The sequence below is a fragment of the Paenirhodobacter populi genome (genome assembly GCF_004022215.1).
Classification (GTDB): domain Bacteria; phylum Pseudomonadota; class Alphaproteobacteria; order Rhodobacterales; family Rhodobacteraceae; genus Rhodobacter; species Rhodobacter populi.
This window is the reverse complement of record NZ_SAUZ01000009.1, coordinates 15,612-38,455: the sequence shown is the minus strand read 5'-3', so window position 1 is coordinate 38,455 and position 22,844 is coordinate 15,612. Positions and strand designations below refer to the sequence as shown.

At 68.7% G+C, this 22,844-nt stretch carries 15 protein-coding genes; 8 read left to right on the top strand and 7 right to left on the bottom strand.

All coding sequences use genetic code 11. The features are described 5' to 3' along the window. Positions 1–3: 3 nt before the first annotated feature. Together D2T30_RS08675 and D2T30_RS08670 are read right to left on the bottom strand one after the other, a co-directional pair. Positions 4–447, bottom strand: a complete 444-nt coding sequence (locus tag D2T30_RS08675) for an SRPBCC family protein (protein ID WP_128208543.1) — start codon at positions 445–447, stop codon at positions 4–6. A gap of 34 nt (positions 448–481) precedes the next feature. After that, positions 482–1,615, bottom strand: a complete 1,134-nt coding sequence (locus D2T30_RS08670) for a DJ-1/PfpI family protein (protein WP_128208542.1) — start codon at positions 1,613–1,615, stop codon at positions 482–484. A 139-nt stretch (positions 1,616–1,754) separates the two neighbouring features. Between D2T30_RS08670 and D2T30_RS08665 the strand changes: the two genes are divergently transcribed. The 6 genes from D2T30_RS08665 (at position 1,755) to D2T30_RS08645 (ending at position 14,132) form a co-directional block, all read left to right on the top strand. Further along, positions 1,755–2,726 (top strand): GlxA family transcriptional regulator, encoded by a 972-nt coding sequence (locus D2T30_RS08665; RefSeq protein WP_128208541.1) that lies wholly within the window; start codon positions 1,755–1,757, stop codon positions 2,724–2,726. A 98-nt stretch (positions 2,727–2,824) separates the two neighbouring features. Beyond that, positions 2,825–3,373 carry a hypothetical protein gene (locus D2T30_RS08660; RefSeq protein ID WP_128208540.1) on the top strand — a complete coding sequence of 183 codons (549 nt, stop codon included), beginning with the start codon at positions 2,825–2,827 and terminating at the stop codon, positions 3,371–3,373. 453 nt (positions 3,374–3,826) lie between these two features. Beyond that, a complete protein-coding gene (locus tag D2T30_RS23920; RefSeq protein WP_277749193.1) occupies positions 3,827–3,958 on the top strand; it encodes a hypothetical protein in 132 nt (43 codons plus the stop codon). A 193-nt stretch (positions 3,959–4,151) separates the two neighbouring features. Further along, positions 4,152–12,602, top strand: coding sequence for a GH36-type glycosyl hydrolase domain-containing protein (locus D2T30_RS08655; protein ID WP_128208539.1), 8,451 nt, complete (start codon positions 4,152–4,154; stop codon positions 12,600–12,602). 37 nt (positions 12,603–12,639) lie between these two features. Continuing rightward, positions 12,640–13,050 carry a CopG family transcriptional regulator gene (locus tag D2T30_RS08650; RefSeq protein ID WP_128208632.1) on the top strand — a complete coding sequence of 137 codons (411 nt, stop codon included), beginning with the start codon at positions 12,640–12,642 and terminating at the stop codon, positions 13,048–13,050. A gap of 26 nt (positions 13,051–13,076) precedes the next feature. Then, entirely contained in the window at positions 13,077–14,132 is a 1,056-nt protein-coding gene (locus D2T30_RS08645) for an extracellular catalytic domain type 1 short-chain-length polyhydroxyalkanoate depolymerase (RefSeq protein ID WP_128208538.1), read from the top strand. Between the two features lie 204 nt (positions 14,133–14,336). Here D2T30_RS08645 and D2T30_RS08640 read toward each other — a convergent pair whose 3' ends face one another. The 4 genes from D2T30_RS08640 to D2T30_RS08625 form a co-directional block, all read right to left on the bottom strand. After that, positions 14,337–16,385 (bottom strand): catalase, encoded by a 2,049-nt coding sequence (locus D2T30_RS08640; RefSeq protein WP_128208537.1) that lies wholly within the window; start codon positions 16,383–16,385, stop codon positions 14,337–14,339. Between the two features lie 88 nt (positions 16,386–16,473). Continuing rightward, positions 16,474–16,785: a hypothetical protein gene (locus D2T30_RS08635; protein WP_128208536.1), complete on the bottom strand. Its 312-nt coding sequence runs from the start codon at positions 16,783–16,785 to the stop codon at positions 16,474–16,476. Positions 16,786–16,899: 114 nt separating this feature from the next. Further along, positions 16,900–17,574 (bottom strand): TetR family transcriptional regulator, encoded by a 675-nt coding sequence (locus tag D2T30_RS08630; RefSeq protein WP_128208535.1) that lies wholly within the window; start codon positions 17,572–17,574, stop codon positions 16,900–16,902. Positions 17,575–17,693: 119 nt separating this feature from the next. Beyond that, the gene (locus D2T30_RS08625) at positions 17,694–20,123 is read right to left on the bottom strand and encodes a membrane-bound PQQ-dependent dehydrogenase, glucose/quinate/shikimate family (protein ID WP_206612891.1); all 2,430 of its coding nucleotides are present in this window, start codon (positions 20,121–20,123) and stop codon (positions 17,694–17,696) included. A gap of 407 nt (positions 20,124–20,530) precedes the next feature. On the opposite strand from D2T30_RS08625, the gene trhA reads away from it, so the two are divergent. Continuing rightward, complete coding sequence (gene trhA / locus D2T30_RS08620; protein ID WP_128208534.1) at positions 20,531–21,205, top strand: PAQR family membrane homeostasis protein TrhA; 675 nt, start codon at positions 20,531–20,533, stop codon at positions 21,203–21,205. Between the two features lie 171 nt (positions 21,206–21,376). Then, positions 21,377–21,970, top strand: coding sequence for a DUF2239 family protein (locus D2T30_RS08615; RefSeq protein WP_128208533.1), 594 nt, complete (start codon positions 21,377–21,379; stop codon positions 21,968–21,970). An 18-nt stretch (positions 21,971–21,988) separates the two neighbouring features. Here the strand turns inward: D2T30_RS08615 and D2T30_RS08610 are convergent, their stop codons facing one another. Continuing rightward, positions 21,989–22,750: a CPBP family glutamic-type intramembrane protease gene (locus D2T30_RS08610; RefSeq protein WP_128208532.1), complete on the bottom strand. Its 762-nt coding sequence runs from the start codon at positions 22,748–22,750 to the stop codon at positions 21,989–21,991. Positions 22,751–22,844: the final 94 nt, after the last annotated feature.

Sequence of the window (22,844 nt, the reverse complement as noted above, 5' to 3'; positions counted from 1 at the left end):
GGGCTATTGGTCGATCTCGGGCTCTACGAGCAGGGCGAGCTTGCGCAGCGAATCCTGCCAGCCAAGGTAACACGCCTCGGGCGGGATCGCGTCGGGCACGCCTTCCTGTTCGATGGTGACGTCGGTGCCGACCGATACGGCCTTCAGGGTCACGGTGACGCGCATCTCGCCCGGCAGGTTCGGATCATCCAGCCTGTCGGTGTAGACAAGACGCTCCCCGGGCACGAGGTCGAGATAGGTGCCGCCAAAGCCACCGCTCTTGCCCGTGGTGAAGTTCCGGAACGACATCCTGTGGCTGCCGCCCACGCGCGGGTCCAGTTCATGGACCGTGCAGAGGTATCCGTAGGGCGGCAGCCAGCTTGCCACGGCATCGCTTTCCAGAAAGGCGCGATAGATCTTGTCCGGGCGGGTGGCGATCACGCGGTGAAGGTGGATGGTGTTGGGCATGGTCTTCTCCTCCTGTTTGGTCAGATGTAGGGCGCTACCCCGTCATCGGGTATTCAAGCTGCATGGCGACGATATCGGCGGTCCGCGCCCCATAGCGCGCCGCGATCCGGGCGAGCGCATGGTCGAGCGCTCCGGCCGGCTTGCAGTCGGGACAGGCGGGCAGGCGGCGGTCTTCGGGCCAGTCGGTGCCCGGCCGGTCGGCAAGGATACGCAGGCCGTTCCGGCTTTCCACCGCGCCCGCCACGGCGCAGGTCGTCACCCGTGCCCGAAAGGTCCGCGACCAGGCATCGGCCACGAGGGCAAGCGAGACCTCATCCATGCCGGGGTCGAGGCGAAGGCCAAGCTCCTCGCGTTTCCAGAAGGCCAGCCGGTTGGCCAGCACCGTCAGCGCGAAGGGCCGGGTCATCCGGAACGCGCCGCTGGCGTGCCGAGCGTCCCACCGCGGCACGCCAAGGTCGCGCGCGACCGCCCCGGCCTTCGGCCGTCCGGCGATCGCCTCGATCAGCGTCAGCATCATCGGCATGGAGGCGGTGATGCCCGTCGTCGTCGTCACGCCGCCGTCCGAGACCATGCGCCGGTCCGCGACATGCTCGATCGTCGGATGGCGGCGCAGCATCTGGCCGAGGGAATACCAATGCGTCGTCGCGCGCCTGCCGTCCAGCAAGCCGGCCGCCGCGACGACCTTGGCCCCGGCGCAGATGCCGATGATCCTCGCCCCCTTTGCCGCCTGATCCCTGAGCCAGCCGAGCACCGCCGGATCGTCATCCCGGCGCATGGCGGGCACGATCACGTAATCCGCGCCTTCGGGATGCGCCGCATCGAAGGCCGCGATGGTGGCGTCGGGCTCCACGATCAGCGCGGGATAGAGCCGCACCGGACCCGGCCCGGTCGCCAGCATCCACACCTCCGCCACATCGGCGCGGCGCAGGATGCCGGCGGGCATCAGGTAATCGGTCGTCTCGGTCGCGTCGTTGAGGCCGGGAATGGCGATCAGCGGCCGTTCGCGTGGTGGCGCGAGCGATCGCAGCATCGCCTCCGCCTCCTGCGGCGGCACCGGCGGTGGCTCCGCCGCCGTGGCGGGCGGCAGCGTGGCGATCCACGCGCCGAAGCCCGACGCGGAAAGGGCCGCCAGCCCCAGAATGCCCCATATGACGTGGCGACGGTTCATGGGTCTTCCCCCGCTTGCCCGACCGTGGCGCCGCCGTATCGCAGGATCGCTCATGTCGGCTGTTCCCTCTTTGGGATAACGGACAGGATAGAGCCGCGAGCGGATGGCAGGAATGACAAATACATGGTAATTTCCGCCAATGCATCGCGTCGTCTTCATCGTCTATCCGGGGTTTGAACTGCTGGACGTGTCCGGGCCCGCATCGGTGTTCAACGGCGCCAATCGCGCCCTGCGCCAGCGCGGCCAGCCTGCCGCCTACAAGGTCGTGCTTGCCTCGGCCGAAGGCGGCGGCGTCGAGAGCAACGCCGGTGTCACGCTGGAAACCCGGCCGATCGGCGCGCTGCATCCCGGAGAGGCGCAGACCGTGCTGGTGGTCGGGGCGGAACGCGAGCCGCTCTTGCAGGCGATGGCGGACCCGGTGCTGCGCGCCGCCCTGCCGGCACTGACGGCGCAGGCGGAGCGGTTCGGTTCGGTCTGTTCCGGGGGCTTCTTGCTTGCGGCATTGGGGCTGTTCGACGGGCACCGCATCGCGACCCATTGGGAGGCCTGCAAGCCCTTCGCGGCGGCCTTTCCCGAGGTCACCGTCGATCCCGACGCGCTCTATGTGGTCGAGGGCAGGCTCTGGACATCGGCGGGGGTGACGACCGGCATCGACATGGCGCTGGCGATGGTGGCGCGCGACATCGGTGCGGCAATCGCGGGCGAGGTCGCGGGGCGGCTGGTGCTCTATGCGCGGCGCCCCGGGTCCCAGTCGCAGTTCAGCCCGATCCTGAGGGCGCAAGTCAGGGCGGACAGCCCCTTCGCCGACCTGATCGGCTGGATGCAGGCGCATCTCGACGCGGCGCTCGACGTGCCGTCGCTGGCGGCGCGGGCGGGGATGACGGAACGCACCTTCCACCGCAAATTCGTCGCGGCGACGGGCGAGACGCCGGCCCGGTTCGTCGAGATCGCCCGGCTGGATGCGGCGCGGCTGCTTCTGTCGCGCGGGCTTTCGCTGAAATCGGTCGCGGCGCAGGTGGGGCTGTTTCCGCCCGCGCGGCTGGCGGAGGCCTTCGAGCGCCGCTTCGGCATCGCGCCGCGCCTGTTCCGCGACATGCACGCGGAACTGTAAGGCCCGCCGATGAAATGTGATCGGGCGCCCTCGCGTCTGTCAGGAACCTCCCTCCGCCGCGCGGGTTGAGAACGGGCAAGCAGGAACAGGAGGATGAGATGAGCAGGCAAGACGCACCCGCAGGCAACGACGAAAAACGTGCCCTGAACAAGGACGAGCTGGCGCTGGCCGATCAGGCCCGCCAGCCGGGTCTGGGCGCGCTTTCGGACCGCGCGCTGTCCGATCTCGTCGCCCTTCTGCGGGAACGCCGCAACCGCGCGCGCGACATCGGCGACCGTCAGGGCCGGGAGGCGCGCGGCAAGGCCGGTCCCGCCGGCACCGCCCCGGCAGCCGGCAATATCGGGATGCGGAGCAAGCTCGACTTTCTGAACGAGGCGCTTGACCGGGCCGTTGCCGAACGCGACAGGCGCGGATCGGCGGATGAGGAGGATCAGGCCGATCTGGCGCGCAAGGCTCTGGCGCTGAAAGAGCAGGGGCAGGCGGCCTCGCCGATGCTCGAAGAGGGCGGCCCCCTGCATCCGCAGGACCCCGAGGCGGATCGTGGCAAGGCGTCCCTCGCCGGGACCGCGCGCCGCACCGCGCCCTCGGGTGCGCTGGATCACGCGGGGGAATTGCCCGCCCGGGAACGTTCCCGAGAGCGCGGTTGAACATCACGCGCGAACATTAAAGGGCCGCATCCCGCCGGGGTGCGGCCTATCATTTCGGATTCCGGTCAGTCCGGGTCATCGCCATCGCTGTCAGGGATTTACAATCCCTTCATCGGCGCGGAGGATCATCGCTCCCGCGCCGCCTGACGGCGTTAGTCGAGGCCGGATCGTTTCCGGCCCCGTGAAAAGATCGCCTCGGGTTCCCGGCGCCCCCTGACGGAGATTTCAGCCTTTGCTTGCAATTTCCCGGCTCCGCCCCATCTTCAGGTAACGCATCACGCGATCCGCGGCCGGGCGTCGAGGGGATCTCCGCCGGCCATATCGTCAGACGACATCGATGTATCGCAGCTTCCCGCGGCGAGAGGCGCGCATGTGCCCTCGGCTCGTGGTGATCCGACGCATCCACGACGCCAGATCCGGCCATCCGGTCCGGACATATCAGGGGACGATCTCATGGCCAAAGGGCAGAAACGCAGCAACAAGGAAATCAAGAAGCCGAAGCAGAAAAAGCCGGTGCCCGCGCCGGCGGCGAGCTTTGAAAAGGGGCTGACCGTCTTTTCCACAAGTCCGAAGAAGAAGGGCTGAGCCTTTCGCCGGGGGCGCCGTCCGATGCCGGTCCGGCGTCTGGCGCCCTCTGGCCCTTGCCTGAGAACATCCTTCTCCGGCGCGTTCCGAAACATTTGTGGCCGGCGCCGGTCGTGCAGCGCGATCCGTGGCGGCGATGCCTTTCGGCGGCTGCCGCGATCGCCTCCGGGCCCCGCCGGGCGGAAAGGATCCCATGACATTCGCGCGGCACCTGCGTTCCGGGTTCGGCATGGCGCGCCCCGCGCCCGTGTCCGACGACCTGCCGTGGTCCGACAGGACCCCCGTCCGCGCCGAGCTTTTCGGGGTCGAGCGGCTTGAACAGCATGCCGTCACCCTTGCCGCGGCGCAGGCCATCGCGGTGCGTCCGCGCCGGGTGCCACCCCTGCAACGCCGTCTGGACGACAATGCCGCGCAGCTTCTGCTGGCCTATCGGGCGAATGCGCGCGAACTGGCGGCGGGGCGGCAGATCGTCCCGGCGGCGGACTGGCTCTTGGACAACTACCATCTGGTCGAGGCGCAGATCCGCGAGATCCGCATCGACCTGCCGCCCGGATATTATCGCCTGCTGCCCAAGCTGGATGGCGGGCCTTTCGCCGGCTATCCGCGCGTCTTCGGCATCGCCTGGGCCTTCGTCGCCCATACCGACAGCCATTTCGACCCTGACATGCTGCGCCGCTTCCTGACCGCCTACCAGACCGTCCAGCCGCTGACGATCGGCGAGCTGTGGGCCGTCGCCATCACCCTGCGCATCGTTCTGGTGGAAAACCTGCGCCGGCTGGCCGATCAGATGACACTGGGCGGCATCCGGCGGCTTGAGGCCGACCTGCTGGCCGACCGCATCTGTGCCCCGGGTCAGGCGCATGTGGCGCTCTTCGCGGAGGTCGAGCGCCGCTCGACCGGGCCGCTGTCCGAGGTCTTTGCCGCCCAGCTTGCCAAGCGCCTGCGCGACCGCGACCCGCGCACCAATCCCGCGCTCGGCTGGCTTGAGGAACGGCTGGCCGTTCAGGGCGCCTCGATCGACAGCGTGGTGCGCCATGCGCAGGAACGGCAGGGCGCCTCGAACGTCACCTTGCGCAACATCATCACCAGCATGCGCGCCATATCCGAAACGGACTGGTCCGATCTCTTTGAAAGCGTCAGTCTGGTCGAGGCGCGGCTGCGCGATCATCCGGGCTATGGCGCGATGGATTTCCCCAGCCGGAACCTCTATCGCAGCGCGGTCGAGGATCTGGCGCGCGGCTCGGACCTGACCGAGGTCGCGGTGGCCACGCGGGCGGTGGCGATGGCGCTGGCCAGCCCCGATCCGCGCAGCGGCGATCCGGGCTGGCACCTGATCGCCGCCGGGCGGCGGGCGTTCGAGGCGGAGATCGGCTTTCACCCTCCGGTCCGCCTGCGCCTGAGCCGATGGGGGATCGCGGCGGGACTTGGCGGATATGGCGGCGCGATCCTTGGCCTGACGGTCGTGCTGACCGCCCTGTCGGTCGGGGCGCTGATGGCGGCGGCGGCCGGGCCTTGGGCATGGATCTGGGCGCTGGTCGCGCTGCTGCCCGCCAGCGCCGTGGCCGTGACGGTGATCGACCGGGGCGTCACCGCGATCGTGGGGGCGTCGCTCCTGCCGGGGCTGGAGCTGAAGGACGGCGTGCCGACGGCGCTGCGCACGGTCGTGGCGGTGCCGGTGCTGCTGACCGATGCGGAGGACATGCGAAGCCTGATCGAGCGGCTGGAGGTCCACCACCTGTCCGGCGCGGGCGGCGATCTGAGCTTTGCCTTGCTGACCGACGGGCTGGACGCCCCGCGCGAGGTGATGCCGGGCGATGCCGCGCTGATCGCCCTTGTGGACGCTGAGATCGCGGCCCTGAACCACCGCCATCCGCCCGGTCTGGCGGGACCGCGCTTCCTGCATCTGCACCGCGCCCGGCGCCACAATCCGGCCGAGGGCGTCTGGATGGGCTGGGAACGCAAGCGCGGCAAGCTGCATGAATTCAACCGCCTGCTGCGCGGCGCGCGCGATACCGGCTATGTGACCGCTGACGGACAGGTGCCGCAGGTGCCCGCCGATGTGCGCCATGTCATCACGCTCGATGCCGATACCCGGATGCCGCGCGATACCGCCGCGCGGCTGATCGGCAAGATCGCCCATCCGCTGAACCGCCCGGAACTGGACCCGGCGCAGGGCCGGGTGACGGAGGGCTATGCCATCTTGCAGCCGCGCGTGACGCCCGCGCTGGAAAGCGGCCATCCCGCCACGCTGTTTCGCCGCGCCACCTCGGGCCCCGGGGGGATGGACCCCTATGCCTCGGCGTCGTCGGATGTCTATCAGGACCTGTTCGGCGAAGGCTCCTTTACCGGCAAGGGCATCTATCATGTCGATGCCTTCGAGGCGGCGATGACCGGCCGGGTGCCGGAGAATACGCTCCTGAGCCATGACCTGCTGGAGGGGATCTTTGCCCGCGCGGGGCTGGTGTCGGATGTCGAGGTGGTCGAGGCTTTCCCCGACCGTCACGACGTCGCCGCCCGCCGTCAGCATCGCTGGACGCGGGGCGACTGGCAGTTGCTGCCGTGGATCCGGCGGCGTGATACGCCGGTGCTTGGCCGGTTCAAGATGCTCGACAACCTGCGCCGGTCGCTGGTGGCGCCGTTCACGCTGGCTGCGCTGGCCCTCGGCTGGCTGATGCCGGGGCAGGGGGCGGCGGTCGCGACGGCGCTGGTGCTGGGCGCGGTGGCGTTGCCGGTAGTCCTGCCCGCGCTGCCGGGGCTGATCCCGGGGCGCAGGGACCTGCACCTGACCAGCCACCTGCGCCAGTCCGGCCGCGATCTGAGCATGGTGGCGGTGCAGGTCTTTCTGGCGGTCACGCTTCTGGCCGATGCCGCGTGGCGGATGGCGGATGCGATCGGGCGCAGCTTCTGGCGGCTTGCCGTCTCGCGCCGGCATCTGCTGGAATGGACGACGGCCGCGCAATCCGCGGGCGGTCCGCGCCCCGGTCTGGCCCGCGAGGCGCGCGGCATGGCGGGGGGCGTGGTTCTGGGCGCGGGCATCGCCGCGGGGGCGGCGGCGCTGGCGCCGGGGGCGGTGCCGCTGATCCTGCCCTTCGCGCTGTTGTGGCTGGCCGCACCCCTGATCACCTATCGCATCAGCCGCCCGCAGCGCGCGGCGCGGGGCGCGGCTCTCTCGCCCGATGCGGCCCGCGACCTGCGGCTGATCGCCCGGCGCACATGGCGCTATTTCGAGACCTTCGTCACCGCCGCCGACAGCCACCTGCCGCCCGACAATTATCAGGAAGACCCGGCGCCTCTGGTCGCGCGGCGCACCTCGCCCACCAACATGGGGCTTTACCTGCTGTCCGCCGTCGCCGCGCGGGACTTCGGCTGGGCCGGGCTTCTGCGCACCACCGAGAGGATCGAGGCGACGCTGGCCGCGATGCAGGCGCTGCCCAGACTGCGCGGGCATTTCTTCAACTGGTATGGCACGGCGGACGGCCGGGTGCTGGAACCGATGTATGTGTCCTCGGTCGACAGCGGCAATCTGGCCGGGCATCTGATCGCGCTGGCCAATGCCTGCGAGGGCTGGGCCGCGGATCCCGAACCCGGCGACGTCCGCGCGGGGCTTCTGGACACGCTGCATCTGGCGCGGCTGGCGGCGGAGGGGGCCGAGGCGTCCGGCCTGCTCGATGACCTCGAAGCCGGGATCACCCTGCCCGGCGATCCGGCATGGCCCGCGCTCCTGCGCCTTGCCGCCAAGGCCGAGGCCGCGTTGCCGCCCGGCGAGCGGACGGATCTGCGGAACTGGCTCGACGCCCTGAGCGGCGAGATCGGCGAACACGCCCGCGACGCGGACCCCGAGGCCCGCCGCGATCTGCCCCGGCGGCTGACCGCGCTGGCCGCGCAGGCGCGGGCCATGGCGCTGGAGATGGACTTCGGCTTCCTGCTCGACCCGGACCGCAAGCTGCTGTCCATCGGCTATTCCGTGGCGCAGAACGCGCTCGACCCCGGCTGCTACGACCTTCTGGCCTCCGAAGCGCGGCTGGCGAGCCTGTTTGCCATCGCCAAGGGGGATGCGCCGGCGCGTCACTGGTTCCGGCTCGGCCGCACGGCGATGCCCTGTCCGGGCGGGGCGATGCTGGTGTCTTGGTCCGGCTCGATGTTCGAATATCTGATGCCCGCGCTGGTGATGGCGGAACCCGAGGACAGCCTTCTGGCGCAGACCGACCGTCTGGTGGTGGCGCGCCAGCAGGCCTATGGCCGCAAGCGGGGCGTGCCCTGGGGCGTGTCGGAATCCGGCTTCAACGCGCGGGATATCGAGCTGAACTACCAGTATTCCACCTTCGGCATCCCCGGTCTGGGGCTGAAGCGCGGGCTGGCGGCGGATCTGGTGATCGCGCCCTATGCAACCGGGCTGGCGGCGATGATCGACCCGGCGGCGGCGCGGCGGAACTATGCGGCGCTGGCCGCCTTGGGCGGGCTGGGGCGGTTCGGCTTTGTCGAGGCGCTGGATTTCACCCCGACGCGCGTGCCCGATGGCGAAACGGTGGCGGTGGTGCGCAGCTACATGGCCCACCATCAGGGCATGACCATCGTCGCCATCGCCAATGCGTTGCAGGACGGGCGGATGCGGGCGCGCTTTCACGCGGAACCGATGATCCGCGCGGCCGAACTCCTGTTGCAGGAGCGCATCCCCCGCGACATCGTCAACGCCAGCCCCCGCGCCGAAGGCATCACCGCGCCCGTCATCCCCTCGGCGGTCGACATGCAGCGCATGGTGCTGATCGAGGGTGTGCCGCAGGGGCCGCCGGTCACGCATATCCTGTCGAACGGGCGCTATTCGGTGATGCTGACGGCGCGCGGCGGCGGTTACAGCCGTTGGGACGGGATCGCGGTCACCCGCTGGCAGGCGGATGCGACGCGCGACACGGGTGGCACGCGGTTCTGGCTGCGCGACCTGCGGGAGGGGGTGCTCCACCCTGTGCCCGGCGCGGATACCGATCACGGCGAGGTGCAGTTCTTCGAGGATCGCGCCACGTTCACGCGGCGCGACGGCGCGCTCTCGACGATGCTGGATGTGCTGGTCTCGGGCGAGGATGACGCCGAGGTGCGCCGGATCTCGGTCACCTCGACCTCGCGTCGGGCGCGCGAGGTCGAGATCACCTCCTTCGCCGAGCTGGTGCTGACCACGCCCGCCACCGACGAGGCCCATCCCGCTTTCGCCAAGATGTTCGTGCAGACTGAATATCTGCCGGAATTCGGCGCCCTGATCGCCACGCGCCGGCGGCGCGGCCCGGACGAGCCCGGCATCTGGGCCGCGCATTTTCTGGTGGTGGAGGGCGAGCCCTCGGCCCCGATGGAATACGAAACCGACCGCGCGGCGTTTCTGGGTCGCGACAACGATGTCACGACGGCCCGCGCCCTTGCCCCCGGCATGCGGCTGACAGACAGCGTGGGCACGGTGCTGGATCCGGTGTTCGCCCTGCGCCAGCGGATGCGGATCGCACCGGGGGGCGTGGCCCGACTGGCGTTCTGGACGGTGGTCGCGCCGACGCGCGAAGAGCTTTTGGACCTGATCGACCGCCATCACGACCGCAGCGCCTTCGACCGGGCCAAGACGCTTGCCTGGACGCAGGCGCAGGTGCAGTTGCGCCATCTGGGCGTCGATGCGGCGCGGGCGGCGGAATTCCAGCGGCTGGCGGCGCCGCTTCTGTATCCCGATGCGCGGTTCCGTGCGGGACGGGGGGCGATCGCGCATGGCGCGGGCAAGCAGTCGGGGCTGTGGCCGCTGGCGATTTCGGGCGATCTGCCGATCGTGCTGCTGCGCATCGACGATCAGGCCGACATGGCGCAGGTGCAGGAACTGCTGCTGGCGCAGGAATACTGGCGGATGAAGCGGTTGGATGTCGATCTGGTGGTGCTGAACGAACATCCGTCCTCCTACGTCCAGAGCCTTCAGACCGGGATCGAGGCGGCGGTGCGCAGCGGCCGTGCGGGCGAGGGCGAGGACCGCGGCACGGTCCATGCGCTGCGCGCCGATCTGATGCAGCCCCAGACGCGGGCCTTGCTGGTGGCCAGCGCGCGTGTGGTGCTGATGGCGCGGCGCGGGCCGCTGGAGGGGCAGATCACCGCGATGCTGGCCGCGGAGACCGACCGCAGCCCGCCCCCGTTCGCGGCGGGCGCGTGGCGGCAACATGTGTCCGCCACCCCGGAGCCGCCCGCGCCGCCGCGGCTGGAATTTTTCAACGGCACCGGCGGGTTCGACCGCGACGGGCGGGAATATGTCACGATCCTCGAACCCGGCACCTCGACCCCCGCGCCCTGGGTCAACGTGATCGCCAATGACGGCTTCGGCTTTCACGTCTCGGCCAGCGGCAGCGCCAGCACCTGGGCCGAAAACAGCCGGGACAACCGGCTGACGCCCTGGTCGAACGACCCGGTGGCGGATCCGACGGGCGAGGCGTTCTACATCCGCGACGAGATGACCGGCGAGGTGTTTTCCCCCACCGCCCGGCCTCTGCGCCGCCGGGGCCGCCATGTTGCGCGCCACGGTTTCGGCTACAGCCGGTTCGAACACGAGGCGGGCGAGATCGCCTTCGACCTGCTGCAATACGTGCCTCTGGACGATCCGGTCAAGATCTCGCGCCTGACGCTACGCAACCTGTCCGGGCGGCGTCGGCGGCTGACCGTGCTGAGCTATGCCGAGCCGGTGATGGGGCCGTCGCGCGCCGCCTCGGCGCCCTTCGTCATCACCGAACGGGATGCGGAAACGGGCGCGATCTTTGCCCGCAATCCGTGGAACATGGCCTTTCCCGACCGGGTGATGTTTTCCGACATGCGCGGCCTGCAGACCGGGTTCACCACCGACCGGACCGGGTTTCTGGGCCATGGCGGCGATCTGTCCGCGCCCTTCGCGCTGACCTCGGGGCTGGCTGCGGAAGGGGAGGCGGGCGCGGGGCTGGATCCCTGCATGGTGCTGGCGCGCTCGGTCACGCTGGCGCCGGGCGCCGGTATCGAGGTCGTGCATTTCCTTGGCCAGACCGCCTCGGCCGGGGCAGCCCGCGCCCTGATCGCGCGGCTGCGGGTGGCGGATCTTGACCGGATCTTCGCTGATGTCGGGGCGCATTGGCGAGAGGTTCTGGGCACCGTGCAGGTCGAGACGCCCGACCGCGCCATGGACATCATGCTGAACGGCTGGCTGCAATATCAGACGCTGGCCTGCCGGGTGCAGGCGCGGGCCGGGTTCTATCAGGCCAGCGGCGCCTATGGTTTCCGCGATCAGTTGCAGGATGGTATGGCGCTGACGCTGGCCACGCCGGGCCGGGTGCGGGCGCATCTGCTGCGCGCCGCCGGGCGGCAGTTCCCCGAAGGCGACGTGCAGCACTGGTGGCTGCCGCATTCCGGGCAGGGAGTGCGGACGCGGATCTCGGACGATTGCGTCTGGCTGGGCTTCGCGGTCGCCGATTACGTGGCGGCGACCGGCGATGCGGCGGTGCTGGACGAACCCGCGCCCTTCCTCGAAGGTCCGCCGCTCGCGCCCGGGCAGCACGACGCCTTTTTCCTGCCCGATCCCTCGGGGCGCGAGGCGCCGTTGTTCGAGCATTGCGCACGCGGGCTTGATCGCTGTCTCGCGCTGACCGGCCCGCTGGGTCTGCCGCTGATCGGCACCGGCGACTGGAACGACGGGATGAACCGGGTGGGCGAGGGCGGTCGGGGCGAAAGCGTCTGGCTCGGCTGGCTGCTGCTGCGGACGCTGGCGCTGTTCGCGCCGCTAGCCGAAACGCGCGATCCCGCCCGCGCCGCGCGCTGGCGGGCGCAGGCCGGGGATCTGCGCGCTGCACTGGAGCGCGAGGCCTGGGACGGCGCCTGGTATCGCCGCGCGACCTTCGATGACAGCACATGGCTCGGCACGGCGGCGGGGAAGGCCTGCCGGATCGATTCCATCCCGCAATCCTGGGCCGTCCTGTCCGGGCAGGCCGATCCCGCCCGCGCCGCACAGGCGATGCGCTCGATGACGCGGGAACTGATCCGCCCCGAACCGGGGATCGCGCTGCTGTTCACCCCGGCCTTCGACAATGCGGCCCCGGAGTTCGGCCCCGATCCGGGCTATATCGCCGGCTACCCGCCCGGCCTGCGCGAGAATGGCGGCCAATACAGCCATGCCGCGATGTGGGCGATCCTCGCGCGAACCCGGATGGGGGATGGCGACGGGGCCGCGCGGCTCTTCGCGATGCTGAACCCCATCAATCACGCCCTGACGCCCGCCGCCGTGCGGCGCTACAAGGTCGAGCCCTTTGTCGTGGCGGCCGATGTCTATTCGGTCGCGCCGCACGCGGGCCGGGGTGGCTGGACCTGGTATACCGGTTCGGCGGCGTGGATGTATCGCGCCGGGGTGGAGGGCATTCTGGGCCTGCGGCGCGAGGGGGGCCATCTGCGCGTCGATCCCTGCCTGCCCGGCGGCTGGCCCGGATTCTCGGCCAGATTGCGGGTGGAGGGCACCCGGATCGACATCCGCGTGACACAGGTGGCCGAAGGCCCCCGCATCCTGCTCGACGGCGCGGAGCGGGGTGGGGAGGATGCCCGCGTTCCCCTTGATGGCGGCGCGCATGTGCTGCGCCTCCGCCTCCCGCCCGGAAAGATCGTCGGAAATCGGCATGACCCTTGACTATACGCCATACACCATCCATATGGATGGTAAGGAGATGGCAATGGCAGCAAGAGAACGAATTCCCGACAGCGAAAAGATCACGATCAACCTTGGCTACGTGGATCTGGGCCGGATCGACCTTCTGGTGCAGGAGGGGTTCTACTCGAACCGTTCCGATTTCATCCGCACCGCGATCCGCAACCAGCTCACCGCGCATGCGCCGGAAATGGCGCAAAGCATCGAGCGGCACACGCTCGAGATCGGGCTGCGTGAATTCACCGCCGCCGACCTCGATGCGCTCGCGGCGGCGGGGGAACGGCTGCATGTCAAGGTGCTGGGGTTGGCGCGTTTCGCCCCCGACGTGCGGCCCGAGGCGGTGCGCAGGGTCATCGCCTCGCTGACGGTTCTGGGTGCTGTTCAGGCCTCTCCCGAGATCAAGGCGGCGCTGGCCGACCTGATGACGTAGCAATCCGGTAACAGAAAGGCAGTCAGATGAAACATGATTTCCGCGCGGCGATGCGTCGCGCGACCGATGCCGTTCGCCGTGGCGATCTTGGCGATGCCACGCGGGTGATCCGCGCCGCCCTGTCCGGAACGCCGCAGGACGCGGCCCCGCGGACGGAACCACAGGCCACTCCGCGCGACGGGCTGCTCTCCCGCCTTGTCGTGCGGCCGCCCGGCCTTGGCGATCTGCGCCGCCTTGCGGATGGCCCCGTGCGCCAGATGGAAGGGATGGTCGCGCGCCAGTATGACGGGGCCGAGGGGCACCGCGACTACCGGATCTTCATCCCGGCGGGGACCTGTCAGGGCGTGCTGATGATGCTGCACGGCTGCAAGCAGACGCCCGAGGATTTCGCCCGCGGCACCCGGATGAACGAGGTCGCCACCGAGGCCGGCCTGATCGTGATCTGGCCCGAACAGCCGCGCGCCGCGAACATGCTGTGCTGCTGGAACTGGTTCGAGCCGGCGCATCAGGCGGCGGGGCAGGGCGAGCCGGCGATCCTCGCGGCGATCGCGCGGCAGGTGGGCTCGGAATTCGGCTTCGGCCCCGAGCGGACCTTCGTCGCCGGGCTTTCGGCGGGGGGCGCGATGGCGGCGATCCTGGGCGAAAGCTATCCGGACCTGTTCGGCGCGATCGGCATCCATTCCGGCCTGCCCGCCGGCGCGGCGCATGACGTGCCCTCGGCCTTCGCGGCGATGGGCGGGCACGGCGGCCGGGGTCGCCCGGCGGTGACGGAAGACGGACCGCGGGTGATCGTCTTCCACGGCAGCGCGGATACGACGGTGCATCTGTCGAACGCCGCGGCCCTCTCGGGCGAGGCGCTGCGCGTGGCGGAGGAACAGGACGGAACGGCGGGCGGGCGCCCCTATCGCACGGCGCGCCATGCGACCCCGGATGGCGCGGTGCGGTCCGAGGTCTGGACGGTTGCAGGCGCCGGGCACGCCTGGTCCGGCGGATCGCCCGCAGGCTCCTTCGCCGATGCCGAAGGACCGGACGCCTCACGTGAAATGGTGCGCTTCTTCCTGAAGGACTCCGACCGCGACTGACCCACCGGCGCGCCTCCGGAACGGATGAAAGCACAGCCAGACCAGCCCGCGCCCTTCCCCCTTTCGTGTTTCCATAAATATCCCGGGGGTGAGGCCGGAACGGCCGAGGGGGCTGGCCCCCTGCGCCCCCACCGCCAGCGCCCCGGACCCGATTACAAAACACGGCCCACCCCTCGCGGGATGGGCCGTTCTCTTTCCGGACAGTCAGGCCAGATCGCGGACCGATGGCTCGCGCGCCCAGTAGCGGCGCATCGCGGCATCGGGCAGATGGGCGAGATCGGTGACCCCGTCGTCCGGCTGGATACCCGTGCGGTCCAGCAGCGGCCGCGCCCCGGCGGTATGCCCGATCGCCTTCAGATGGCCGAAGGCATCCAGCACGAACCCGACCGCTGCGCCGTCCTTCGCAAGCTTCTTCGCCGCCTCTTCCGTCAGCACCAGCGCCACCGCGTCGAAAATGACCGAGGGCGACCCGGCCAGCTGCCCGTCGGCCTTCATCTCGCCGCCGTTCAGCTTGATGCCGCCCACCTTCGGCGCGACGGTGAAGGGGGTGCCGCCGGCATCGGTGACGGCCTTCACCAGCGCGTCGATCTCGGCCTTGTCCGACCCTTCGGCGAAAAGGATGCCGATCTTGCGGCCCGCCAGCGTCTCGTGCCAGTTCTTCTGGATCGACAGCGCGTCCGAGGGATCGAGGTCCAAAGGATCGCGGAACGGCACCGCCGCCTCGGGCAGGTCGATCGCCAGCCCGTCGGCCACGCGCTGCGCCAGATCCTCGTCGATGTTGCGCAGATGGCTCAGCACCCGCGTGCGCACATGGTCGAGCCCGACCTTCGACAGCTCGAACACGAAGGCCGAGGCGATATGCGCCTGTTCGTTCCCGGTCTGCGAGCGCCAGAACAGCCGCGGCTGGCTGTAATGATCGCCGAAACTTTCGGACCGGATGCGCAGCTTTTCACCCGCGACCGGCTGTTTCGCGGTGGCGAACCCCGAGGCCGAGGCGCGCGGACCGGGATCCTCGCCCGCCTGATCGAGGCTGTTCGGTTCGTAATTCGCCCGGCCCTTCGGCACCTGCGTCTGCATCAGCCCGTCGCGCATCATGTTCGCATAGGGGCATTTCGGCGCATTCACCGGGATCTGATGGAAATTCGTCGTGCCGAGCCGCGATTTCTGCGTGTCGAGATAGCTGAACAGCCGGCCCTGCAACAGTGGATCGTCGGAAAAGTCGATCCCCGGCACGACGTTCGAGGGCAGGAAGGCCACCTGCTCGTTTTCCGCGAAATGGTTGTCGGGATTGCGGTTCAGCACCATCCGGCCGATCACGCGCAGGGGCACGACCTCTTCGGGGATGATCTTGGTCGCGTCGAGCACGTCATAGGGCAGGCTGTCGGCCAGATCCTGATCGAAGATCTGCACGGCGAAATCCCATTCCGGGTAATCGCCGGCGGCGATCGCCTCATGCAGGTCGCGCCGGTGGTAGTCGTTGTCGGCCCCCTGCAGCTTGGCGCTTTCGTCCCAGACCAGCGACTGCATCCCCAGACGGGGAATCCAGTGGAACTTGACGAATATCTCCTGCCCTGCGTCATTCACCAGCTTGAAGGTATGGACGCCGAAGCCCTGCATCATCCGGTAGCTGCGCGGAATGGCGCGGTCGGACATCGCCCAGATCACCGTATGCAGGCTTTCGGGCATCAGCGAGACGAAGTCCCAGAACGTGTCATGGGCCGAGGCCGCCTGCGGATAGCCCTTGTCGGCCTCCATCTTCACCGAATGGATCAGGTCGGGAAACTTGATCGCGTCCTGAATGAAGAAGACGGGGATGTTGTTGCCGACCAGATCCCAGTTGCCCTCCTCGGTGTAGAACTTCACCGCAAAGCCGCGCACGTCGCGCGGGGTGTCGACAGAACCCGCCCCGCCCGCGACGGTCGAGAAACGGACGATGACCGGCGTCTGTTTGCCCTTTTCGGCGAACAGCCCGGCGCGGGACAGATCGGGGATCGGATCGGTGCATTCGAACACCCCATGCGCGACCGAGCCGCGGGCATGGACGATGCGCTCGGGGATGCGTTCATGGTCGAAGTGAAAGATCTTCTCGCGCAGGAGGAAATCTTCCAGCAATGTCGGACCGCGCGCCCCCGCCCGCAGGCTGTTCTGGTTGTCGGAAACCGGAATGCCGTGGTTCGTGGTCAGAACCTCGCCACCCCGTTGCTGCGTTTCGCCCGCGGCGCCGTGTTCGGTCTGATATGTCTTTTCGGCCATCGTTCCTGCCTTCCATTGAGGTGGGTTCGGGGAGGTGGGTCTTGGCGAAATGTCCCCGGCAGCGCGCCGGAGCGTCCTTGCGGTCCGGTCAGCGACGGTGGTGCGATCCGGGTTCCCTCATCCCCGCGACCACCAGCCCGGCCAGAAAGCCGAGGATCACGGTGGCGGAAAGCACGGTTGCCGAGGTGCCGGGATTGTCGCGGATCGTATCGGCGGCGGCATGCGCCTTGTGCCGCATGTGATGCGCCGCATCTTTGGCGCGGTCCTTCACCTCCACGAAGGTGTCTTCGGCATCATTCACGCGCGAGGCCACGGATTTGCGGAGCCCGGCCATTTCCGTCTTCAGATCGGCGATCTGTTTTTCAAGCGCGTCGCGAATGTCATCGGTCATGTCGGCCATGTCTGATCTCTCCTGATATGCCGCAGATCAACGTTGCAGCTCTGGTCCGGTTCCGCGCCGCCGGGTTGCCGCGCCGGAAAGGAGGCCCGGATCGCCCGGGGCGCGCGGCGCCTGTCAGGCGGGAGGGCAGACGAAAGCGTCGAGCGTCTGCAGCAGCAGGTCCAGATGCCGCGTCCGGTCCGGTTCCGACAACAGATTGATCCGCAGCAGTTTTTCCCATGTCTCGGCATGGTCCACCCGAAAGGCGGACAGCGCGCTGATGAGGTAATGCACATCCTCGGCCTTCAGTCCCTGCCGGAACGCGCCGGTTTCTGCGCCGCGCAGCAACAGCCGCTCCAGCGGCGCCAGCGCGGCCTGCCGCAGCCGGTCGCCTTCCTGCATCCGCTGCAACATGGCACCGCCTTGCAGGTTCTCGACCAGCACCAGACGGGTGAAGTCGGCATGCGCCTCGTGGTAGTGAAAGCTGTTGCGCGCCAGCAGATGCAGCGCCGCGCGCGGTTCCAGCGCGTCGAGGTTGAGCTTTTCCTCGGACGCGCGGATCCCCTGATAGGCATCGTCCAGCACGGCGAGGTAGAAGGCCTTCTTGTCGCCGAAATAGTAGTAGACCATGCGCTTCGCACAGCCCGCCCGCTCGGCGATCCGTTCGAGCCGCGCGCCGTCCAGCCCGTAGCGCGCGAATTCCGCCAGACCGGCGGCAAGCAGCGTGTCGCGCAGTTCGGCATCGGCATCAGTATCGGTGGGCTGCGGCGTGGGGGCGGCAAGGGAGGTTAGCGGTGGCTGGTGGGTCATTGGCTATGCGCTCGGTCCGGGTTTCCACAGATGGGGCGGTTTTCGCGCGGCCTTGCAACCGAAAAGAAAGCCCCGGCACCTGCGGGCCGGGGCTTTTCCGTATCACATTGACGGGATTGTCAGTCCGGCAGCGCGTAGGCGATGACATAATCGCCCCGATCCGGCGATTGCCGCGCGCCGCCCGCCGAGATCACCACATATTGCTTGCCGGTTCTGGGCGACTGATAGGTCATCGGTCCCCCCTGGCTGCCGACCGGCAGGCGTTCCTTCCAGATTTCCTTGCCGGTCGCCATGTCGAAGGCGCGCAGATAATAGTCCTGCGTGCCGGCGAAGAACAGCAGCCCGCCCTGCGTGGCCAGCGATCCCCCCAGCGTCGGCAGGCCGATCGGGATCGGCAGGCCCATCCTGATGCCAAGGGGGCCGGTGTCCTCGACCGTGCCGACGGGCACCTGCCACAGGATCTGCTGGGTCTTGAGATCGATCGCCGTCATCGTGCCGAAGGGCGGCTTCTGGCAGGGAATGCCGAGCGGCGAGAGGAAGCGGTTCTTGACCACCGCATAGGGCGTGCCCCCCAGCGGGACCAGACCCATGCCTGCATTCGGCGCCTCGCCGCCATCGCTGAGACCGGCCTGCGGTTCCTGCGGATACATCTGGATCCAGAGGCCAAGCCGCATGTCGTTGACGAAGATCACGTGGCTGTGCGGATCGGCGGATATGCCGCCCCAGTTCATCCCACCGAGCGAGCCGGGAAAGCTGAGCGACAGATCCGTATCGGGCACGGTGAACAGACCGTCATAGCGCATCTGCCTGAACTGGATGCGGCAGATGAGCTGGTCGAACGGGGTGGCGCCCCACATGTCGGCCTCGGTCAGGGTCTCAGCGCCGATCTGCGGCATGCCGACCGAGAAGGGCTGCGTGGGCGCATAGGGTTCGTCGGGGATGGTGCCGGGCCTGACCGGGCGTTCCTCGACCCGGGTCAGCGGCTGACCGGTCAGCCGGTCGAGCACGAAGATCTGCCCCGCCTTGGTGCCCACCACCAGCGCCGGAACGGTGCTGCCGTCTGCCGTGGGGAAATCGAGCAGCGTCGGCGCCATCGGCACGTCGAAATCCCACAGATCGTTGTGGACGGTCTGATAGACCCATTTCCTCTGCCCGGTGGTGGCATCCACCGCAAGGACCGAGGCGCCATAGGTCAGGTCGAGCGTCGAGCGCGTGGCGCCCCAGAGATCGACCGACGGGCTGCCGACCGGCATGAAGACGGTGTTCATCGCCGGATCGTAGGACATGCCCGCCCAGACGTTGGGGGTGGAGCGGGCGTAATGCTCGCCCGGGGAAAGGATGCGGTTCGGATCCTCGGTGCCCGGATCGAAGGACCAGCGCAACTGTCCGGTGATCACGTCGAAGCCGCGCATCACGCCGCCCGGCATGTCGACCTGCACATTGTCGGCGATGCGGCCGCCCACCACCACCGTCGTTCCCGCCACCGTCGGGGCCGATGTCTGGGTGTAATAGGCGGGGTTCGCCACCTCGCCGATGCCGTCCTTCAGATCGACCACGCCGCCGGTGCCGAACTCGCCGCAGCTTTCGCCGGTATCGGCGTCGAAGGCGAAAAGTCTGGCGTCGATCGAGTTCATCAGGATGCGCCGCTCGCACGTCGCGCCCGCGGGCAGGGTGGCGGGCGGGACCGGGGTGGAGCCGGGAACGCTGGGTTGCGCCAGCGGTGCGTTGATGTCGAAATAGGCCAGACCCCGGCAGCGTTCCCAGACGCCGCCGACACTGGCGTTCACGTCATGGCGCCAGATCTGTTCGCCGGTATCGGCATCCAGCGCGATCACGTTGTTCTTGGGCGTGCACAGAAACACCCGGTCGCCGATCTGCAGCGGGGTGAGCTGGTCTTCCGCCCCCGAGCCGTTCGAGATCGGGATATCGCCGGTGTGATAGGTCCATGCGACCCGAAGATCCTGCACATTGCCGGTGTTGATCTGGTCGAGCGCGGCAAAGCGGTTGCTGCCGGCATCGTTGCCGTAATGCGCCCAGTGCTTCTGCTCGGTGCCCGGTTCGACCGGAACCCGACCGGCGACTGGCGCCTCGGCCGTCACCGTCGGATGGGGACGGAACATCGAGGCGAAGCCCGCAGCGCCGATCAGCAGCAGCACGATCCCCGCGGCCACCGGCCAGCGCGCGCGGACCCCGCGCCCGCCCGCGCGCATCAGCGGCGCCGAAAGCGCCACGACGCCGGTGCCGACGGTCAGCGCCAGCAGGCGCGAGACCAGCCCCCAGTAGTCCAGCCCGACCTCGGCCAGAGACCACAGGGCGGTCCCCACGAAGGTGAGGCCGAAGATCACCACACCGGACACCCGGCCGCGGGCGATCTGGACCGCCGCGGCAAGGATCGCGATCCCGGCGATCAGGAAATACCAGCTGCCGCCAAGCGTGATCAGCCTGCCGCCACCGATCACGAAAAACAGCCCCGCCGCCAGCAACACGATTGCCAGCAGCCAGAGCCAGATTCTGGCAACCGGAGAAGGCCGCCACCCTTTCGTTTCCACGTCATGCTCCTTTGTCGGTTGCCCGGAGCCAGCACGACTCCCGCGGACATAATGTCGCACCTAACGCAAAATGGAAAATAAAGTCCATACCGATCGGGGCACATGGAGCGGGTCCGTGGCATGCACGGTGGCGACGCATTTTCCTGCGCGCCCTCAGCCCCTGAACAGGGATTCGCATCGGCGCGTCAGACGGCCCGGCCATATCCTGCGCCCCGCGAAACGGGCGAACGCCTCCTGCGCCGTCGCCTGTCGGGCTGACGCAAGCCAGATGACCGGGCACATCCGGAATATCCACGCAGACCCCGAGCCCGTCGGGTCAATGGCCGTCCGCTGACGATCGCGGGAGGTCCCGCGATTTGCCGTTGTCTTTCGTTGTGCGGCCGGACGATCGGACCTAGCATCCGCGCATGCAGCAGCTTCAGCCGAGTCGCCCCTCCTACAGCAAGGCCGAGCGCGTCAGCGACGGGATCGTTCACGTGCTGGGTCTGGTGCTGGCTGTCGCCGCCGTGCCCGCCCTGATCATCGCCACGGCCATGTCCCGTCCCGGCAGTCACGCGATCTGGGGCGTTTCGATCTACGGCGGGGCGTTGCTGCTGCTGCTGACCTTCTCGGCGCTCAACAACATGGTCACCGCGCAAAGATGGGCGGGCCTGCTGCGGCGTCTGGACCACTCGGCGATCTATATCAAGATCGCCGGGACCTATACGCCCTTCCTGCTCATGTCCGGGGCGCAGATCTCGGCCATGCTTGCGGGGCTGTGGGGGTCGGCGGCGATCGGCTCGATCCTGAAGCTGGTCAATCCGGAACGGTTCCGGTGGCTCGGGCTGGCGCTGTATCTGGGGATGGGCTGGGCCGTCCTTGTCGTCGGCGGGCCGGTTTTCGCGGCATTGTCGGGGCCGACCATCACGCTGATGATCGCGGGCGGGGTCGTTTATACCGTGGGTGTGGGCTTCTTCCTGTCCGAGCGGCTGCGCTTTCACAACACGATCTGGCATGTGTTCGTTCTGGCCGGCTGCGTGCTGTTCTATATCGCCGTCGCGCTTTGCATCGCCGGGCATGCCGCGCCGCTGTCGTCTGGCTGAGGTCCGCGGTCACCGCATCGCCTGCGCGCCAAATCCCGGGAAAACACCCTTTGCAAACTCTTGTCGCCGCTCTTCAGCCGCGGTGCGTCATAAATTTACCCGGGTATTATTGACATTTCATTTTATCCGGGTAAAAGGGGCGCAACTGTAGATATCCTGTGCGAGAATCCCATGCCCAATTCATACACCGCCTTTGCCGGCCAGCGCCTTCTGATGGCCGGTGCTTCGCGCAACGTCGGGATCGCGGTCCGGAAGGCTCTGGATCGTGGTATTCCGGATGCGATCCTGATCTTCGACGACCAGACCGGGCGACAGGTCGATTTCGATCTGCGCGGCACGGAGGAAGAGATCGCGGCCCGGCTTGGCCAGTCGGAGGAGCCGCAGCAAGACGCCCCCAGATCGCCGGGGCGCCCCAAACTCGGGGTTGTCGCGCGCGAGGTCACCTTGCTGCCCCGCCATTGGGACTGGCTTTCCCGTCAGTCCGGGGGCGCGTCCGCGACGCTGCGCCGGCTGGTGGATACGGCCCGCAAGCTGGAAGAGCACAAGCAGGTCGCACGCGAGGCGCAGCAGGCCTCGGACCGGTTCATGATGGCGATGCTGGGAAACCAGACGGGCTACGAAGAGGCGGCGCGCGCGCTTTACGCCGGTGACCGCGCCCGCTTCCTTGCGCTGAGCGATCCCTGGCCGGCCGAGTTGCGGGACTATGCACGGCGGCTGGCGGCGCCTGCGTTCGACCATGGCGAGGATGCGGACAGTCTGGCGTGAGGTCCATCCGGCCGTTTGTCAGAATGCGGACAGGGCCGAGGCGCCGTCCATCAGCCAATGGGCGATCGCCAGCGGCAGGAGGCGGCGGAGGCGCAGATAGACCATGATCATGAACAGCGCATTCGGAATCGACGACAGGGCCCGGTGCAGCATGAACGCGGGATCGAAGGTCAGCGGCATGACCGCATGCTGGAACGACCAGACGAACGCCACCACGGCCACCGCAACCCATGTGCGGCCCGCAAGCACCTGCAGCCGTGGCACCAGATAGCCGTTATAGCCCATCTGCTCGGTGAAGCCCCAGATCAGCGGCCAGACCAGCACGGCATGAAGCGCGGCGACGAACGGCAGGGGTTCGCTGAGCTGCGGGCCTTCAACGCGGCCAAAGATCAACAGGCTGCTGGCGGCGATGCCCCCGAGAATGAACAGCAGGCCGGGCGGGATCAGCGCGAAGCCGAGCAGGATATCGCGCCCCAGTTTCCGCCGCTCGAACCCGATCAGATCGCGCAGCGAAAGGCCCTCTTTGCGGGTCAGCCACCAGAGCAGCGCAAGGCAGCCCGCGTCGATCAGCGTCCCGTAGACCGAAAACCACGCCCCCGCGTCCTGCCAGGCGGAGGCCGAGCCGCGCGCCGCACAGATCGCCGCCACCAGTCCCTGCGCGACGACAGCGAAGGCCGGCCGAGCGAACAGGAAGAGGAGGGGGCCGCTCCACAGCAACAGGTGCCGCGCGCGACGATCCTGCAAGGCCGCGCGGGAATTCGGATCCGGCGTTCCGGTCATGATCGCCCCCGACTGGCTGAACTCTGCCTTGCCAACGCGGCTGGCCTGAAATGGTTCGATCCGCATCCGCCGGGGACGGCGGAAATCGGCGCGG

Coding starts and splice junctions, on each gene's coding strand:
- D2T30_RS08675 (WP_128208543.1), bottom strand. CDS start 447: ATGCCCAACACCATCCACCTTCACCGCGTGATCGCCACCCGCCCGGAC.
- D2T30_RS08670 (WP_128208542.1), bottom strand. CDS start 1,615: ATGAACCGTCGCCACGTCATATGGGGCATTCTGGGGCTGGCGGCCCTT.
- D2T30_RS08665 (WP_128208541.1), top strand. CDS start 1,755: ATGCATCGCGTCGTCTTCATCGTCTATCCGGGGTTTGAACTGCTGGAC.
- D2T30_RS08660 (WP_128208540.1), top strand. CDS start 2,825: ATGAGCAGGCAAGACGCACCCGCAGGCAACGACGAAAAACGTGCCCTG.
- D2T30_RS23920 (WP_277749193.1), top strand. CDS start 3,827: ATGGCCAAAGGGCAGAAACGCAGCAACAAGGAAATCAAGAAGCCGAAG.
- D2T30_RS08655 (WP_128208539.1), top strand. CDS start 4,152: ATGACATTCGCGCGGCACCTGCGTTCCGGGTTCGGCATGGCGCGCCCC.
- D2T30_RS08650 (WP_128208632.1), top strand. CDS start 12,640: ATGGCAATGGCAGCAAGAGAACGAATTCCCGACAGCGAAAAGATCACG.
- D2T30_RS08645 (WP_128208538.1), top strand. CDS start 13,077: ATGAAACATGATTTCCGCGCGGCGATGCGTCGCGCGACCGATGCCGTT.
- D2T30_RS08640 (WP_128208537.1), bottom strand. CDS start 16,385: ATGGCCGAAAAGACATATCAGACCGAACACGGCGCCGCGGGCGAAACG.
- D2T30_RS08635 (WP_128208536.1), bottom strand. CDS start 16,785: ATGGCCGACATGACCGATGACATTCGCGACGCGCTTGAAAAACAGATC.
- D2T30_RS08630 (WP_128208535.1), bottom strand. CDS start 17,574: ATGACCCACCAGCCACCGCTAACCTCCCTTGCCGCCCCCACGCCGCAG.
- trhA (WP_128208534.1), top strand. CDS start 20,531: ATGCAGCAGCTTCAGCCGAGTCGCCCCTCCTACAGCAAGGCCGAGCGC.
- D2T30_RS08615 (WP_128208533.1), top strand. CDS start 21,377: ATGCCCAATTCATACACCGCCTTTGCCGGCCAGCGCCTTCTGATGGCC.
- D2T30_RS08610 (WP_128208532.1), bottom strand. CDS start 22,750: ATGACCGGAACGCCGGATCCGAATTCCCGCGCGGCCTTGCAGGATCGT.